The 13,355-nt window shown below is 73.5% G+C and carries 18 protein-coding genes; 4 read left to right on the top strand and 14 right to left on the bottom strand.

Features of this window, described 5'->3' with window-relative positions; all coding sequences use genetic code 11:
• Positions 1-48: 48 nt before the first annotated feature.
• Positions 49-585 (top strand): sugar transferase, encoded by a 537-nt coding sequence (locus OJ962_RS10490; protein ID WP_255525728.1) that lies wholly within the window; start codon positions 49-51, stop codon positions 583-585.
• Here OJ962_RS10490 and OJ962_RS10485 read toward each other — a convergent pair.
• A complete protein-coding gene (locus OJ962_RS10485; RefSeq protein WP_202952829.1) occupies positions 555-1,829 on the bottom strand; it encodes a hypothetical protein in 1,275 nt (424 codons plus the stop codon). The genes OJ962_RS10490 and OJ962_RS10485 overlap by 31 nt on opposite strands.
• On the opposite strand from OJ962_RS10485, the gene OJ962_RS10480 reads away from it, so the two are divergent.
• A complete protein-coding gene (locus OJ962_RS10480) occupies positions 1,814-2,458 on the top strand; it encodes a YncE family protein (RefSeq protein ID WP_202952828.1) in 645 nt (214 codons plus the stop codon). The genes OJ962_RS10485 and OJ962_RS10480 overlap by 16 nt on opposite strands.
• Here the strand turns inward: OJ962_RS10480 and OJ962_RS10475 are convergent.
• From OJ962_RS10475 to OJ962_RS10455, 5 genes are all read right to left on the bottom strand, one after another.
• Positions 2,437-2,826 (bottom strand): hypothetical protein, encoded by a 390-nt coding sequence (locus OJ962_RS10475; RefSeq protein WP_202952827.1) that lies wholly within the window; start codon positions 2,824-2,826, stop codon positions 2,437-2,439. The two genes, OJ962_RS10480 and OJ962_RS10475, sit on opposite strands and share 22 nt — an antisense overlap.
• A 40-nt stretch (positions 2,827-2,866) precedes the next feature.
• Positions 2,867-4,060: a molybdopterin-dependent oxidoreductase gene (locus OJ962_RS10470; RefSeq protein ID WP_202952826.1), complete on the bottom strand. Its 1,194-nt coding sequence runs from the start codon at positions 4,058-4,060 to the stop codon at positions 2,867-2,869.
• Positions 4,057-4,821 (bottom strand): class I SAM-dependent DNA methyltransferase, encoded by a 765-nt coding sequence (locus OJ962_RS10465; RefSeq protein WP_202952825.1) that lies wholly within the window; start codon positions 4,819-4,821, stop codon positions 4,057-4,059. Before OJ962_RS10465 ends, OJ962_RS10470 begins: the two co-directional genes overlap by 4 nt.
• A complete protein-coding gene (locus OJ962_RS10460; RefSeq protein ID WP_270006321.1) occupies positions 4,818-5,408 on the bottom strand; it encodes a TIGR04282 family arsenosugar biosynthesis glycosyltransferase in 591 nt (196 codons plus the stop codon). The genes OJ962_RS10465 and OJ962_RS10460 overlap by 4 nt, the downstream gene beginning before the upstream one ends.
• Before the next feature lie 84 nt (positions 5,409-5,492).
• Positions 5,493-6,212 (bottom strand): glycosyltransferase family 2 protein, encoded by a 720-nt coding sequence (locus OJ962_RS10455; protein ID WP_407697505.1) that lies wholly within the window; start codon positions 6,210-6,212, stop codon positions 5,493-5,495.
• Here OJ962_RS10455 and OJ962_RS10450 point away from each other — a divergent pair.
• Positions 6,169-7,197 (top strand): NAD-dependent epimerase/dehydratase family protein, encoded by a 1,029-nt coding sequence (locus OJ962_RS10450; protein ID WP_202952822.1) that lies wholly within the window; start codon positions 6,169-6,171, stop codon positions 7,195-7,197. The two genes, OJ962_RS10455 and OJ962_RS10450, sit on opposite strands and share 44 nt — an antisense overlap.
• Positions 7,194-8,084 (top strand): PfkB family carbohydrate kinase, encoded by an 891-nt coding sequence (locus OJ962_RS10445; protein ID WP_202952821.1) that lies wholly within the window; start codon positions 7,194-7,196, stop codon positions 8,082-8,084. The genes OJ962_RS10450 and OJ962_RS10445 overlap by 4 nt, the downstream gene beginning before the upstream one ends.
• Here the strand turns inward: OJ962_RS10445 and OJ962_RS10440 are convergent.
• Genes OJ962_RS10440 through OJ962_RS10405 form a run of 8 tightly spaced genes read right to left on the bottom strand, consistent with a single transcriptional unit; the run spans position 8,047 to position 13,355 of the window.
• On the bottom strand, positions 8,047-9,099 hold the full coding sequence (locus tag OJ962_RS10440; protein WP_202952820.1) for a glycosyltransferase: 1,053 nt from the start codon (positions 9,097-9,099) through the stop codon (positions 8,047-8,049). The genes OJ962_RS10445 and OJ962_RS10440 overlap by 38 nt on opposite strands.
• Before the next feature lie 39 nt (positions 9,100-9,138).
• On the bottom strand, positions 9,139-9,390 hold the full coding sequence (locus OJ962_RS10435; RefSeq protein WP_202952819.1) for a hypothetical protein: 252 nt from the start codon (positions 9,388-9,390) through the stop codon (positions 9,139-9,141).
• 41 nt (positions 9,391-9,431) lie between these two features.
• Positions 9,432-9,728 carry a hypothetical protein gene (locus tag OJ962_RS10430; protein WP_202952818.1) on the bottom strand — a complete coding sequence of 99 codons (297 nt, stop codon included), beginning with the start codon at positions 9,726-9,728 and terminating at the stop codon, positions 9,432-9,434.
• Between the two features lie 59 nt (positions 9,729-9,787).
• Positions 9,788-11,218 carry a phosphodiester glycosidase family protein gene (locus tag OJ962_RS10425; RefSeq protein ID WP_202952817.1) on the bottom strand — a complete coding sequence of 477 codons (1,431 nt, stop codon included), beginning with the start codon at positions 11,216-11,218 and terminating at the stop codon, positions 9,788-9,790.
• A gap of 37 nt (positions 11,219-11,255) precedes the next feature.
• On the bottom strand, positions 11,256-12,200 hold the full coding sequence (nudC, locus tag OJ962_RS10420; protein ID WP_202952816.1) for an NAD(+) diphosphatase: 945 nt from the start codon (positions 12,198-12,200) through the stop codon (positions 11,256-11,258).
• Positions 12,200-12,406, bottom strand: coding sequence for a dodecin (locus OJ962_RS10415; RefSeq protein ID WP_202952815.1), 207 nt, complete (start codon positions 12,404-12,406; stop codon positions 12,200-12,202). The genes nudC and OJ962_RS10415 overlap by 1 nt, the downstream gene beginning before the upstream one ends.
• Entirely contained in the window at positions 12,403-13,038 is a 636-nt protein-coding gene (locus tag OJ962_RS10410) for a hypothetical protein (RefSeq protein WP_202952814.1), read from the bottom strand. Before OJ962_RS10410 ends, OJ962_RS10415 begins: the two co-directional genes overlap by 4 nt.
• On the bottom strand, positions 13,035-13,355 hold the full coding sequence (locus tag OJ962_RS10405) for a co-chaperone GroES (RefSeq protein WP_202952813.1): 321 nt from the start codon (positions 13,353-13,355) through the stop codon (positions 13,035-13,037). The genes OJ962_RS10410 and OJ962_RS10405 overlap by 4 nt, the downstream gene beginning before the upstream one ends.

The raw sequence follows: 13,355 nt of genomic DNA, 5'->3' as shown, positions 1-13,355 counted from the left end.
TGGTGGCTGCGCCCACTCGAAGGGGTGTGCCGCGTGGCAACGCGAACGATGGAACACGGACTCGAACGGTCACCCGACGTCGAACGGGCCGCTGCGCGGCTCGCACGCCCGCGTTCCCGGGCGGCGCTCGCGTGCAAGCGGCTGCTGGACGTGACCCTGGCGCTGGCGATGCTGCTCGCCGCGCTGCCGGTGTTCGTCATCGTCTTGCTGCTGCTCGGCTTCGCCGGGGACGGGTTGATCGAGCGCCGCACGCGCCTCGGCCGCAACGGCAAGCCGATCGTGCTGACGCGCTTCCGGGAGCTCCCGGGCGGCGCGTTCGGGCGCGCGCTCCAGCGCGCCGGCGCACGTGAGCTCCCGCTGCTGCTGACGGTCCTGCGCGGGCGGCTGAGCTTCGTCGGGCCGCGCGTGGCCGCGCCCGGCACGAGCTACACGGGGCCGCGCCGGCTGATGACGCCGGGCCTGATCGGGCCGCGGTCAGGGCTCGACGACGACGAGTACGTCGAGCAGTGGTCGCTGTGGCGGGACGCGCGGCTGCTGGCCGGCCGCGGCTCCGTTCACCACAGCGTGTCGAACAGCAGCTCGTAGACGATCGCCTGGACGGCGAGCGTCGCGGCGATCAGCGTCGGCCGGCGCACGAGCGGTGCGGCGGCGAGGCACACGAACGGCACGAGGAACAGCCAGATGCGCTCCGTCTCGGCCTTCGTGAAGCCGGCGACGGTGGCGACGAGGATGACGGCGAAGATCGCGAACGCCTCGGGCGCACGCTGCTGCAGGCGGGTGAAGGCCAGCCAGGAGATCGCGGGGCCGAGGATCAGGAAGAACGCTGTCGGGGAGCCGAACAGCCAGTACCAGTACGGGCGCCGGGAAGCGATGCCGACGTCGTAGACCTCGTGGGTGGCGTGGAAGGTGCCGATCGGGTCCCACCCGGTCGTGAGCGCGAGCAGCGCCTGCACGCCGAGCACCGCGATCCCGCAGACCACGCCGAGCTTGAGCGCCGGCCTGAAGCCGTCGCGGGTGAGGACGAGGATCGCCGCCCAGGCGCCGACCGCGAGCTCGCTCCAGGCGAACATCACCACGACCGCGAGCGCGATCCCGCCGAGCACGAGCCGGCCGGACGCCAGCGGGATGGCGGCGAGCAGGCCGAGCGTCAGGTAGACCGCGTCGGGTGAGACGGCGCCGAAGTGCAGGACGACCGGCGCGAAGACCATCAGGACGCCGGCGATCCGGGCCGTGCGCTCGTCGAACAGCTGCTTCGCCAGCACGTAGGTGAGCGGGGTGGCGAGCGCGCCCACGATCAGGCAGAACCAGGCGAGCCGCATCCCGGTCGTGAGCCCGAGGTAGTGCATCGTGAGGATCAGCCCGGGCGGGTGGCCGGCCGAGTGCACGGGCAGCGCGGGCACCAGCTCGGCGAAGCGGTCGAGCACGAAGCGCGGGCCGTACTCGAACGCCGCCATCGTCGGCAGGTACTCGTTCTTGCCCTCGCCGCGTGGGAGCACCGTGAGCGTGCGGTCGAAGTCGCCGCCGAGCCGGGCGGCGAACAGGACGATGCGCAGCACGAGCGTCGTCGCGAAGATCGCCGCGGCGAACGCGAGCGCCTTCGGCTTGGCCAGCAGCGGGTTCACGAGCGCGACGGCCACGGCGAAGCAGGGGATGGCGAGCGCGAGCCATCCGGTGGCCTCGGGGTTGTAGCCGCCGATGAACGGCGGATGCGGGACGCCGAGCAGGCGTCCGTTGGCGTCCTCGTAGAGCCCGACGGCCACGGTGAGCACGCCGAGGATGGCCGCGGCCAGCGGCGTGGCATGCTGCTTGACGAATGTTCCGGCTCGCACCGTTACTGCTCGTCCTGCTCTGCGGCTGTGGCTCGACGGCGGTCGCGGAGCTGCCCGCGCCCGCCGGGCCGCCCGCCTCGCCGCCGCTCACGGCCGAGCCGGCGGGCGTGGTCGAGCCGGCGCAGCCGGCGCCGGACGCGTTCCGCATCGTGGACAGCGCACCGTGCCAGGACCCGCTCGCCGAGGACGGGCTCGCGGGCGGCGCGCAGGCCGTCGTCCTGTGCGGCCGTGCGCGCGAGCTGCGGCTGCTGGACACGCAGACGGGCAAGCGCGTGGCGACCGCCTCGGCCGGCATCGGACCGACCCGCATGGTGACCGACGGCAAGGACGCGACCTACGTCGTCGACTCCCTCGGCGAGGCGCTGCTCGTCTATCGCCGCCGCCCGTTCCAGTTGATCCGTCGCGTCCATCTCGGCGGGGCACCGTACGCGATCGCGTTCGACCGCGAGCGCTGGGGGCTGTGGATCACCCGCAACGGGGCCAACGACGTCGTCTTCTACAAGGCGGGCTGGCGGCCGGTGCTCGAGCAGACGTACCCGTCGATCCGGGACGCGCGGCACATCGCCGCCGAGGGCGACGAGATCACGGTCCAGAGCCAAACCGAGGTTCAGCGCCTGCGGGCGAAGTAGACGGCGGCCGAGAGCGCGAACAGCGCCGCGGTGACCAGCAGCCAGCGGGTGCCGTAGCCGTCCCAGGCGAGGCCGCTGACGCGCGTGTAGGTGCCTTCGCCCTTGCCGCGGATCGTGCTCCAGAACACCACGAGTACCAGCAGCGAGAGCCCGGCGGGGACGCGCACGTAGTTGATCAGCGTGCCGGGCAGCGCGAGCCGGCCCGCGCGGTCGGCCGCGCTGTAGAGCGGCAGGATCACGAAGTCGTGCACGATCACGGCAGCGACCAGCCACAGCGCGACGTTCGCCGCCGCCCGGAAGTCGAACACGGTGATCAGCGCCCACACGGCGAGCGGCAGGAAGATCAGATGGGCCAGCCAGAGCCTCATGCGAGACCACCCTGCATGCGGGGACGTTCACGGAGCGTGGTCACGTCCTGGCTTCCCGGTTGAAATCCATCTGCGCGACCCACTTGGTGTTGTGCACGCCGGGGAGGGCCGGGACGATGATCCGGGCCGGGTAGCCGTGGTCGAGCGAGAGGTCCTCGCCGTTGACCTTCAGCGCCAGCATCGCGTCGTCCGCGCCGAGCTGGTCGGCCGACAGCGACGCGCGTCTGAGGACACCCGCCTCCTGCAGCGACTGCACGAGCACGGTGGCGTCCTCGGACGCGCCCGCGCGCCGGCGCAGGTCCGACAGCCGCACGCCGGTCCACTCCTGGGTCGTGCTCCAGCCCTCGACGCACGCGATCGGCAGGCGCGCCGTGTGCTGGGGGAGGGCGAGCAGGTCCTCGCGGGTGAGCGACGTGACGCGCTGCCCGGCGCGCAGGACGAGCTGGTAGTCGTCGCCGACCATCGCGGGCGTGATGCCGGCCTGCCGGGCCGTCTTGTTGACCGGGAACCCGCTGTCGCGGCGGGGCGCGAACAGCGCCGTCTTGCGCAGCGGGCCGCCGATCGACTGGCCGACGTTGCCGAGGAGGAGGGTCAGCGCGCCCGCGCCGGCGAACGCGATCACGCCGCGGCGCGAGATGGTCGGCTCATCGAGGTCCTGGCGGATCGGCTTGATCCACTCGCGGTCCTTGTAGACCCGCAGGACCATCGGCATCTTCACGATCACGTGGATCGCCAGCGCGGCCACGAACACGATCGCGCCGTAGTAGTGCGCGACCACGAAGTTGAACTTGAACGGGTACCAGTACTGCGCGTTGGCGACGCCCGTCGCGAGCTGGAAGATCGTGCTCGAGACCAGCAGCGCGATCGACAGCCGCTCGATCGCCTGCGCGGGCGACTTCGCCGGCGGCCAGACGAACAGCCTCGGGAAGACCGACCACAGCTTCGCCAGCACGAACGGGATCACGACGAGACCCACGTTCGTGTGCAGGCCCTGCGTGAGCGCGTAGAGCCAGCTCGGCGAGGTCGGCCAGTCGAACGTGAGCGGGAAGTCCCGGTCCTTCGGCACGATCGCGTTCCCGGGCAGGTCCGGCATGTACGCGATGTGGCTGAGGAAGCCCGTCAGCGCGACGATCGCGGTCAGGACGAGCAGGATCGACCCGAGGATGCCCGTGAGCACCGGCCCGCGGATCGGGGACCGGAAGAAGCCTTCGCGGAACGGTCCCGGAGGTCTCATTCGGGCCGCCGCAGCGTGACGAAGGTGCGGCCCGACAGCTCCCGCCTGCCCGCGACCTCGAACCCCGCCCGCCCGGCGACCGCGGCCGCATCATCGCCCCCGACCCACGCCCATCTGAACCAGTCCGACACCATCCCGGGCGCCTCGATGCGCACCCGCACGCGGCGCGTGGCCGCGCCCGTCTCGACGACGATCGCGCCGCCCGGCGCGAGCAGCTCGCCCGCGCGCTGCAGCAGCGCCACCGGGTTCCCGCCGATCCCGATGTTCCCGTCGAGCAGGAGGATCGTCGCGTAGGTCCCGGGCACCGCGTCCCACAGCGAGCCGTTGATCGCCGTCGCGCCCCGCTCGCGCGCGAACGCCACCGCGACCGGCGACAGGTCGACGCCCAGCCCGTCCTTGCCCAGCTCGCGCAGCCGGGCCAGGTGCCGCCCCGGCCCACAGCCGAGATCGAGCACGGGCGCCTCGACCGCGGTGAGGATGGCCTCGTCCGCCGCGTCCGCGGGCGCGAGCCAACGGTCGAGCGGCAGCGGCTCGAGCGCGCCGTCCGCGAGCCGAATCCGCGCCCGCGGCGGCGGCCCGGCGCCGTCGAGATGCTGCGCCGCGCTGGCGAGCAGCCGCCCGTAGAGCGCGTCCGCGGGCAGCGCCGGCACGTCGTCGTCCGGCCGCGCGAACCGTGGCCCGCGACCGTCGCCGGAGAAGCGGCGCACGCCGCCGCCCACCTCGCCGCGCGGTGCGAGGTGGTCGTGCTCGAGCGAGGTCATACCGCGATCTCTTCTTCGAGCGCGAACTCCGCCAGCAGCGCCGCGAAGTGCGACCCGTGCGCCTCCCGGGCGACCGCGACGGCGTCCTCGTAGGTGTCGACGTCGCGCAGCGGCTTCAGGATCGCGGGCGTCAACCCGCGGGCGCGCATTCTCGCCAGCTGGACGGCGCCGGTGCGCTCCGTGCTCATCGGCACGCCGTCGAAGACCGGGTGGTCGCCGGGCTGCAGGCCGATGCACCAGAAGCCGCCGTCGAGCGCGGTGCCGAACGCCGTTCCGCCGCCGCGCACGGTGCGCAGGCCCTGCTCGATCAGCGAAGGGGTGACCTGCGGCGTGTCCATGCCGACGAGGAACGCGGGGGCGCCGACGTCCTCGAAGGCGGCCGCGAGCCGCTCGTCCAGGCCGTCGCCGCGCTGGGGGATGACCTCGAAGCCGGGCGGAAGCCACGGGCCCGGCTGGCCGTCGAGCACGACGACGCGGCGGGCGGCGCCGCGCGCGGCAGCCACGGCGGCGAGGGTGTCCGTCAACGCCGCGCGTGCGAGCGCGGCCGCCTGCTCCGGTTCCAGCGGCGGGGTGAGACGCGTCTTCACCCGGCCGGGGATCGGTGCCTTGGCGATCACGAGAATTGCTGGGCCCACAGGACTTCTAGCGTGCCCGACTCGTTCCTGGATCACTCATTCGCGCAACACACCGGCCATGTCGCGGATGGCACGGACCGTACCTTTGGCCGTTCCGGTGACCTTGGACTCGCCGTCGCGGGGGTGGTAGGCGACCTGGGTCTCGCCGATCCGCCACCCGGCGTCGGCCGCGCGCAGGACCATCTCCAGCGGCCAGCCGAAGCGGCGGTCGCGGATGCCGAGGGCGAGCAGCGCCTCGCGCCGGGCGGCGCGCATGGGTCCCAGATCCTTCAACTTCACCTTGGTCCGCCGCCGCAGCTCGAGCGCGAGCACCGTGTTGGCCGCGCGGGCGTGGATCGGCCACGCCCCGCGCGCCGTCGGCCGCCGCGCGCCGAGCATCAGGTCGACGCTCCCCGCCGCGACCGGGTCGGCGACCTTCGGCAGCTCCCGCGGGTCGAAGGACGCGTCGCAGTCCATGAAGCACACGATCTCGGCCGTCGCCGCCGTCAATCCGGCGTAACAGGCGGCGCCGAACCCGGGCGTGGACTCGGGGACCACGCGCGCGCCGAGGGACGCCGCCAGCTCGCCCGAGCCGTCCGTGGACCCGTTGTCGACCACGATCGGCAGGTAGCCGTCGGGCATCCGCTCGAGCACCCACGGCAGGGCGTCGCGTTCGTTGAGGACCGGGAGGATCACGTCGGGCACGCGGCGGGACGGTATAGCCTGGCGCGGCGTGATCCTCGTAACCGGCGGGGCCGGGTTCATCGGTTCGCACATCGTCGACGCGCTGCTCGAGCGCGGCCACGACGTGCGGGTGCTCGACATGCTGCTGGAGGCCGCGCACCGCGAACGGCCCGACTACCTGAACCCGCGCGCCGAGTTCGTCGAGGCCGACGCGCGTGATCCGGCGACGATCGCCGCCGCCGTCGAGGGCGCGTCCGCGATCTGCCACCAGTCCGCGATGGTCGGCCTCGGGCTCGACCTGGGCGACATCGCCGACTACGTCTCCCACAACGACCTCGCGACCGCCCAGCTGATCCGGGTGCTGGCCCGCAACCCCGTGCCGCTCGTGCTGGCGTCGAGCATGGTCGTCTACGGGGAGGGCCGCTACCGCTGCGCCGAGCACGGCGTCGTGCGTCCGGGCCCGCGCGCGCCGCAGGAGCTGGACGCACGGAACTTCGAGCCGCCGTGCCCCGTGTGCGGCCGGCCTCTGTCCCCGGAAGCCGTCCCCGAGGACGCGCCGCTGGACCCGCGCAGCGTCTACGCTGCGACCAAGCTGGCGCAGGAGCACCTGACCAACGCATACGCCCGGGAGACGGGCGCGCCGGTCACCGCGCTGCGCTACCACAACGTCTACGGGCCGCGAATGCCGCGCGACACCCCCTACGCGGGAGTGGCCAGCATCTTCCGCTCCTCGCTGGCCGCCGGCGAAGCGCCGCGCGTGTTCGAGGACGGCGGCCAGAAGCGCGACTTCGTGCACGTCCGCGACGTCGCCCGCGCGAACGTGCTCGCGCTCGAGCACGCCGTCGCGGGCGCGTTCAACGTCTGTTCCGGCACCCCGCGCACCGTCGGGGACATGGCCGCCGCGCTCGCCCGCGCGACGGACGGCCCCGAGCCGGTGGTCACGGGCCAGTGGCGTGGGGGAGACGTGCGGCACGTGTTCGCGTCCGCCGAGAAGGCGCGTGCCGAGCTCGGCTTTGAGGCGCAGGAGGACTTCGAGGCCGGCATGCGCGAGTTCGCCGAGGCGAAGCTGCGGGCATGACGCGATTCGCCTCACGAGACCGCGAAGCGTTTCCGAGCGAATCTGCGAAGCGATTCGCCGTTGTCGGCCACGTCGAGTGGATCGAGTTCGGGCGCTTCAGCCACGTGCCCGAGCCCGGCGAGATCATCGACGCCACCGAGTGGTTCTCCGAGGCCGCGGGCAGCGCGGCCGTCGTCGCCGTCCAGCTCGCCAAGCTCTCCGGCGACGTCGACTTCTTCACCGCGCTCGGCAACGACTGGCGCGGCGCGCGGGCCAAGGAGCGGCTGGAGGAGCTCGGCGTCCGCGTCCACGCCGCGCGGCGCGAGGCCATGCAGCGCTGGGGCTTCGTCCACCTCGACGACGACGGCGAGCGCACGATCTCGATCCTCGGTGAGCGTCACGTCCCGCTCGGCAGCGACGACCTCCCGTGGGAGCGCATCGACGGCGCCGCGGCCGTCTTCGTCTCTGGCGGCGACAACGCGGCCATGCGCCAGGCCCGCCGCGGGGAGCTGCTCGTCGCCACACCGCGCGCGGTCGAGACCCTGCAAGGCGTCCAGCTCGACGCGCTCGTCGGTTCTGGCAGGGACCGCCTCGAGCAGGTCGACCCGGACACGCTGGATCCGCGCCCGCACCTGATCATCACCACGGCGGGCAAAGAAGGCGGGAGCTGGACCGGCCGCGAGGGCAACGGGCGCTTCGAGGTGGCTGAGCTCCCGGGCCCGCTGGTGGACGAGTACGGCGCCGGCGACACGTTCGCCGCGGGTTTCACCTACGGCCTCGGCGCCGGCTACTCGATCGACGATGCGCTCAAGCTCGCCGCCCGCGCGGGCGCCGCGAACCTCACCGGCCGCGGCCCGTACGCCGGCCAGCTCACGCAGCGAGACCTTCCGCGCGAAGAAACCAGCTGACGTCGTCGACGAGCGCGTGCGAGGCGATCTCCCGCGCGATCCGACGGGCGCCGTCGCGGTAGAGCGGGTCGCCCAGCAGCGCGCGCACCGCGTCCGCGAGCCCGTCGACGCCGTCCAGCGCGATGCCCGCGCCGAGCGCCGCGACGCGGGCCGCGTTGTCGGGCTGATCGGCGTACAGCGGCACGCACGCGAGCGGCACGCCCGCGGCCATCGCGGCCAAGGTGGAGGCCGACCCACCGTGGCCGACCATCGCCGCCGCTTCCGGCATGACCTGCGCCTGCGGGACCCAGCGCTCGACATGGACGTTCGCCGGCACGGGCCCGAGCTCGGACGCATCCACCTCGGTGCCGAGCGTCATCAGCACACGCACGTCGAGCTCCGCCAGCGCGGAGGCCGCCGCGCGGTACAGGCCCGGGAAGAAGCCGTTGCCCGCGGCGGTCGAGCCGAACGAGACGTACACCAGCGGCGCGTCCGAGCCGCGCCACCAGTCGGGCAGCGGCGGCTCCGGTCGCACACGCGCGCGGAAGCGCACCGCACCGGGCCGCGGGTCGAACGAAGCAGGCGACAGCGTGAGAAATGGGCCGCTCTCGGGGACAGCCGGGCCGAGGTAGCACTCGACGCGCCACACCGGAGTGCCGAGCACCTCGGCGACGCGCGGCGACGCGTGCTCCTCGGTCTCGTGCAGGATCGCGTCGGGGCGCATGCGCCGCGCCAGCGCCAGCAGGCCCGGGTAGGCCTCGCGCGCGTACGCCCCGGCGAACAACTCGCCGCGCACGATCCGGTTCTGCTCGTCGGGGTCCGTCGAGGCCTTCACGCGCGCCCAGATCGGCCCGATCTCCGCCTCCGCCGGGAAGTCGAAGCCCGCGAACGGCAGCCCGGCGCGCGCGACGTGCTCCCACGACGAATGTGGGGCGGCGAGCAGGACGTCGTGCCCGGCGCGCTTGCAGGCGAGGGCGAACGGGACCAGCGGCGCGATATGAGCGGCGCCGCGCGTGCTGGCGAAGAGGAAGCGCATGGCCCGTCAGACGCCGGGCCCGCGGGCGCTATTCCCCGCTCACACCCACCCGAACAGGAAGCTGAGGATCGCGCCGCCGAACAGGAAGAAGAACAGGACGAGGACCCAGCCCATGCCGTAGGGCAGTGACGGGCCGGAGCCAAGGGAAGAGAACCACGAGCCGACGCGGTTGCCGAGCCCGGGCCCGGCGTCCCAGCGCCTCGTGTCCAGGTCCGCGCCGCACACGGCGCAGCCCGCCGCGAACGGGCTCACGGGCTCTTTGCAGTTGGGGCAGCGACTCCGATCAGCCATCGCTCACGATTATGGCGCGCTGCCGCGCGGGGAGAACCCGACTATCGATGAGGCCCGCGCGTCGGCGTGCGCGTCGGCGTGCGGTGGGGCGTCCGTCGCGGCGTGAGCGGCGCGCCGCGCCGGTCGCCGCCGTGGTCGCGCCGGCGCGAATGCCACGGCTGGGACTCGGGCAGCGGCAGCTTCGAGCCGCCCGGGTCCCGGGGCTCTTCGGGCTCGTGCCCGTCGTCCTTCCCACGCCGGAAGTCGTCTCCATCGTCATCGTCGTCGTCGCGCAGCCGGAAGAACCACACGAGCCACACGACGAGGGCTCCGATGTCGAAGACTCGGAGACCGACCATGAAGATCCACCCCTCCAGCGTCACCTCACGTCGAAGACTAGGACAACTCCCGCGCGCTGTCACCCCTTCGCCGTCAGGACAATGGCGTCGGCGATCGGGCGTTCCACCTGGCCGGCGTCCGAAGGCCGCGTGACGACGCTGGATCCGACCGTCATCGTGGTCGAGCCGCCGCCGTCGAGGTTGACGCCCTCGCGCGCTCCGAGCGCCTCCAGGATCGCCGCCTCCTCGGCGAAGCTGGCACCGGCGGAGTACCCCGGCGCGCGGCCGTCGACGGTCACCAGCAGCAGGTCGCCGGACGGCGTCGTGCCCGCGAACGTGCGCGGGTTGCGGCGCAGGCCGAAGCGGTAGTAGAAGCCCGGGTCCTCGGCCCAGTCGAAGCCCTCGGCCTCGGCCGTGATGCGCGGCAGCAGCCGCGGGCCGCCGTTGACGACGCCGGTCCCGCGCTTGAGCCAGAGCAGGCCGTCATCACCGTGGATCGCGCTCAGCGTGGTCACGAAGCGGCCCGGCCGGGCGTGCTGCGCGAGCCAAGTGGCGCCGTCGCCGGTCCCCGCGAGCACGGACCCCGAGAGCGGCAGCGCACCGCCGCGTGGGCGCTGGGCGACGACGCGGCCCCAACGGTCGAGCACGGCCTCCGAGCCCGCGCCGGCGGGCGTCGTGGTCCCGAACACCGTCTCGTAGCGGATGACCTCGCTCGGATCGGTGCAGGTGAAGTCGTGCTTGGCCGGCGCCGTCTCGTCGCCGCACGCGCGGATCAGCCCGGGCTCGCGGTTGACGCCGTCGAGCTCGCGGTGGGCGCGGGAGGAGGTGACGAGCGTGTGCTTGTCGGCGAGCGTCGAGATCTCGGTGCGGTCGCCGTCGAAGACGAGCGACGTGCGCCCGTCGACCGCCTCGGACACGAGCTCGCCGTCGATCACCGACAGGCCGGCGAGGTCGCCGTCGGTGCCGTTGGCGGCGCCGATCACGAAGTACCCGCCGTTGACGGAGGCGAACGCGCCCGTGCGCGCGGCGAGCGCGCTCAGCGGCTCGCGGCCGGGGACGACGCCCGTCGCCAGCACCGGCTCGACCTCGCCCCGGAAGCGCCGCTGCACGCGCAGGACGTTGACCACCCACGGCCCGGTGGTGGCGGTGCCGTCCTCGCCGCTGTAGACGACGCTGCCGGTGCCGAGCGTCGCGCGGTACGCGTTCGCCTCGGTCTGCGTCGCGAAGCGCCCGGCGCGCACGCGGTAGCCGAGCGGGCCGGGGGCGCGGTCGTCGTCCGGGCGGGGAAGCGCGTCCACGCGGGCGCCCGGGATCTGCGCCGCGCGCGCCTCGGCGGCGGCGCGGTCCGCGAGCACGGCGACGTCGACGGTCCAGAACGCGTCGGCGTCCGGCGTCCCGCGGACGATCTTCGTGTACTCGACACCCGGCGCGAGCGTGCGGCTCTCACGGGTCTCGGGCAGTCCGGGGGCGCCGAGCGGCAGGGCCGCGGCGACGGCGAGCGCGGTGAGCATCGCCGGACCGTACGACCGCGGCCGCGGCCGGTTGTGACTAAGGCGTGAGCCAGTTCTCGATCAGACGGCGGGCGATCGCGAGCTTCGGCGGCAGCGCGAGCGGGCCGTCCGGGCTGCCCGCGGTCCAGTCCTCGTTGCTCGCCTCGCCGGCCGCCGTCTCGACCTCGTCGCGCGTGAACCAGCGCACGTCCTGGAGCTCCTCGTCGCCGATCCGCGGCTTCCCGCTCTCGTAGGTCGCCGAGAAGCCGAGCATCAGGCTGGCGGGGAACGGCCACGGCTGGGAGGAGATGTAGTCGACGCGCCCGACGCGCACGCCCGCCTCTTCGAGCACCTCGCGCGCGACCGCTTCCTCCAGCGACTCGCCCGGCTCGACGAAGCCCGCCAGTGCGGAATAGCGGCCGGTCGGCCACGCGGCCTGGCGCCCGAGCAGCAGCCGGTCGCCGTCGGTGACGAGCATGATCACGACCGGGTCGGTGCGCGGGTGATGTTCGGCGCCGCAGTTCGGGCAGCGGCGCGTCAGGCCGCCCTCGACCAGGTCGCTCTCGTGCCCGCAGGCGCTGCAGTAACGGTGCCGGCGGTGCCAGTTGAGCAGCGCGGCGGTGTAGGCGGCGAGGCCGCCGTCCTCACGCGAGAGCCGCGCCGCGGCCTGGCGCAGCGGCACGCGGTCGCCCGAGGCCTCCTTCGGCGGCTCGCCGCGCACGCCGCCCGAGCCGATCATCGGCACGCGCCCGTCGCGCGGCGGGTCCTCGTCGTACGCGAACACGGGGCCGCTCGCGTCCAGCCCGAGCAGCAGCGGGGTGCCGCCGTTCAGCTGCGCCAGCGGCACGAGCTCGATCGCCCCGTCGGCGATCCGCAGCCCGCGGTCACCCGCGACGACCGCGCGGGCGGCCGGGTGCTCGAGCTGCGCCGCGAGCCACGCGTCGTCGCGGCGCCGGCCGTCTCCCGCGCGATCGAGCGCGGCCCCCGTGAACGCGTTCAGCACTAATCCTCGATCCGGAACCCGATCTTGAGGGTGGTCTGGTAGTGCGTCGCGTTCTCGACGATCGCGCCGCGGATCTCGGTGACCTCGAACCAGTCGATGTTGCGGATGGTCTCGCCGGCCTTCGAGAGGGCGCGGTCGATCGCGGCCTGCACGCCGTCGGGGGAGGTGCCCGTGATCTCGACGGACTTGTACACGTGATCGCTCATGACGGGCGGTGATACCAGGGGTCGGCGTTCAATGCGTCCTCGAGCGCGGGCTTGCCCGAATCCATGACCGGCTCGCCGTGGGTGACGAGCGCGTGCTCGAAGTCGATCTCGAGCAGGTGGCGCAGGGCCGGCGCGCCGGTCTGCTGGAACCACGTACGCCGCTGCTCGGTGATCGGATCGTTCATCCAGTAGCGCAGGCCGCCGTCGACGCCGACGATGCGGTCGCCGAACACGAGCGCCTTGGCGCGCGGGAGCTCGAGCGGGCGCTCCTTGCCGCGGCTGAGCGTGTGCATGACCAGGTCCAGCGGCAGGTCCCGGTCGCCGTGCACCGGCGTGCCCTCGGGCAGCTTGTTCGCGATGTCGGGGTGGCCGACGAGCGTCCCGCCCCAACGCTCCAGCGCGTCCACGCAGTTGCGGACGTGGTAGGGGATCGTGATCGCGATCACCACCTCGCCGCGGACGAGGTCGTCGAGCTGCGTGGTCACCTCGTCGTCGAGCAGCGGGTCCACGAGCACCGTGTTCTCGCCCTCGTGGACGAGACAGGAGCCGACGAGCGCGCCGAACTCGCCCGGATGCCACTCGGGGTGTCGGAGCAGCCAGCGGTGGATGCCGTGGCCCAGCTCCTCGATCACGCGGGCACCTCGTCCGGGACCTCGTCGAGCACGCCCAGCAGCTCGCCGACGCGGCACACCAGCAGGCGCTCCTCGTCGACTTCGACCCACGCGCCCGCGCTGGCCGGGAAGACGACGTGATCACCGGGCTTGACCGGCATGTTGATCCCGGCGCCCTCCCACCAGTCCAGGCCAGGGCCGATGGCGAGCACGATCCCGTGCTGCGGCGGCGGCTCGTGCGTCCCGGCGGGGACGAGCAGGCCGGACTGGCGGATGCGGTCGGGTTCGAGTTCCTTGACGACGACGCGGTCGAAGAGGGGACGCAGAAAGTGGCGCAC

The sequence above is a fragment of the Solirubrobacter deserti genome, assembly GCF_027587175.1.
GTDB lineage: Bacteria > Actinomycetota > Thermoleophilia > Solirubrobacterales > Solirubrobacteraceae > Solirubrobacter > Solirubrobacter deserti.
This window is presented reverse-complemented; position numbering and strand designations above follow the sequence as displayed.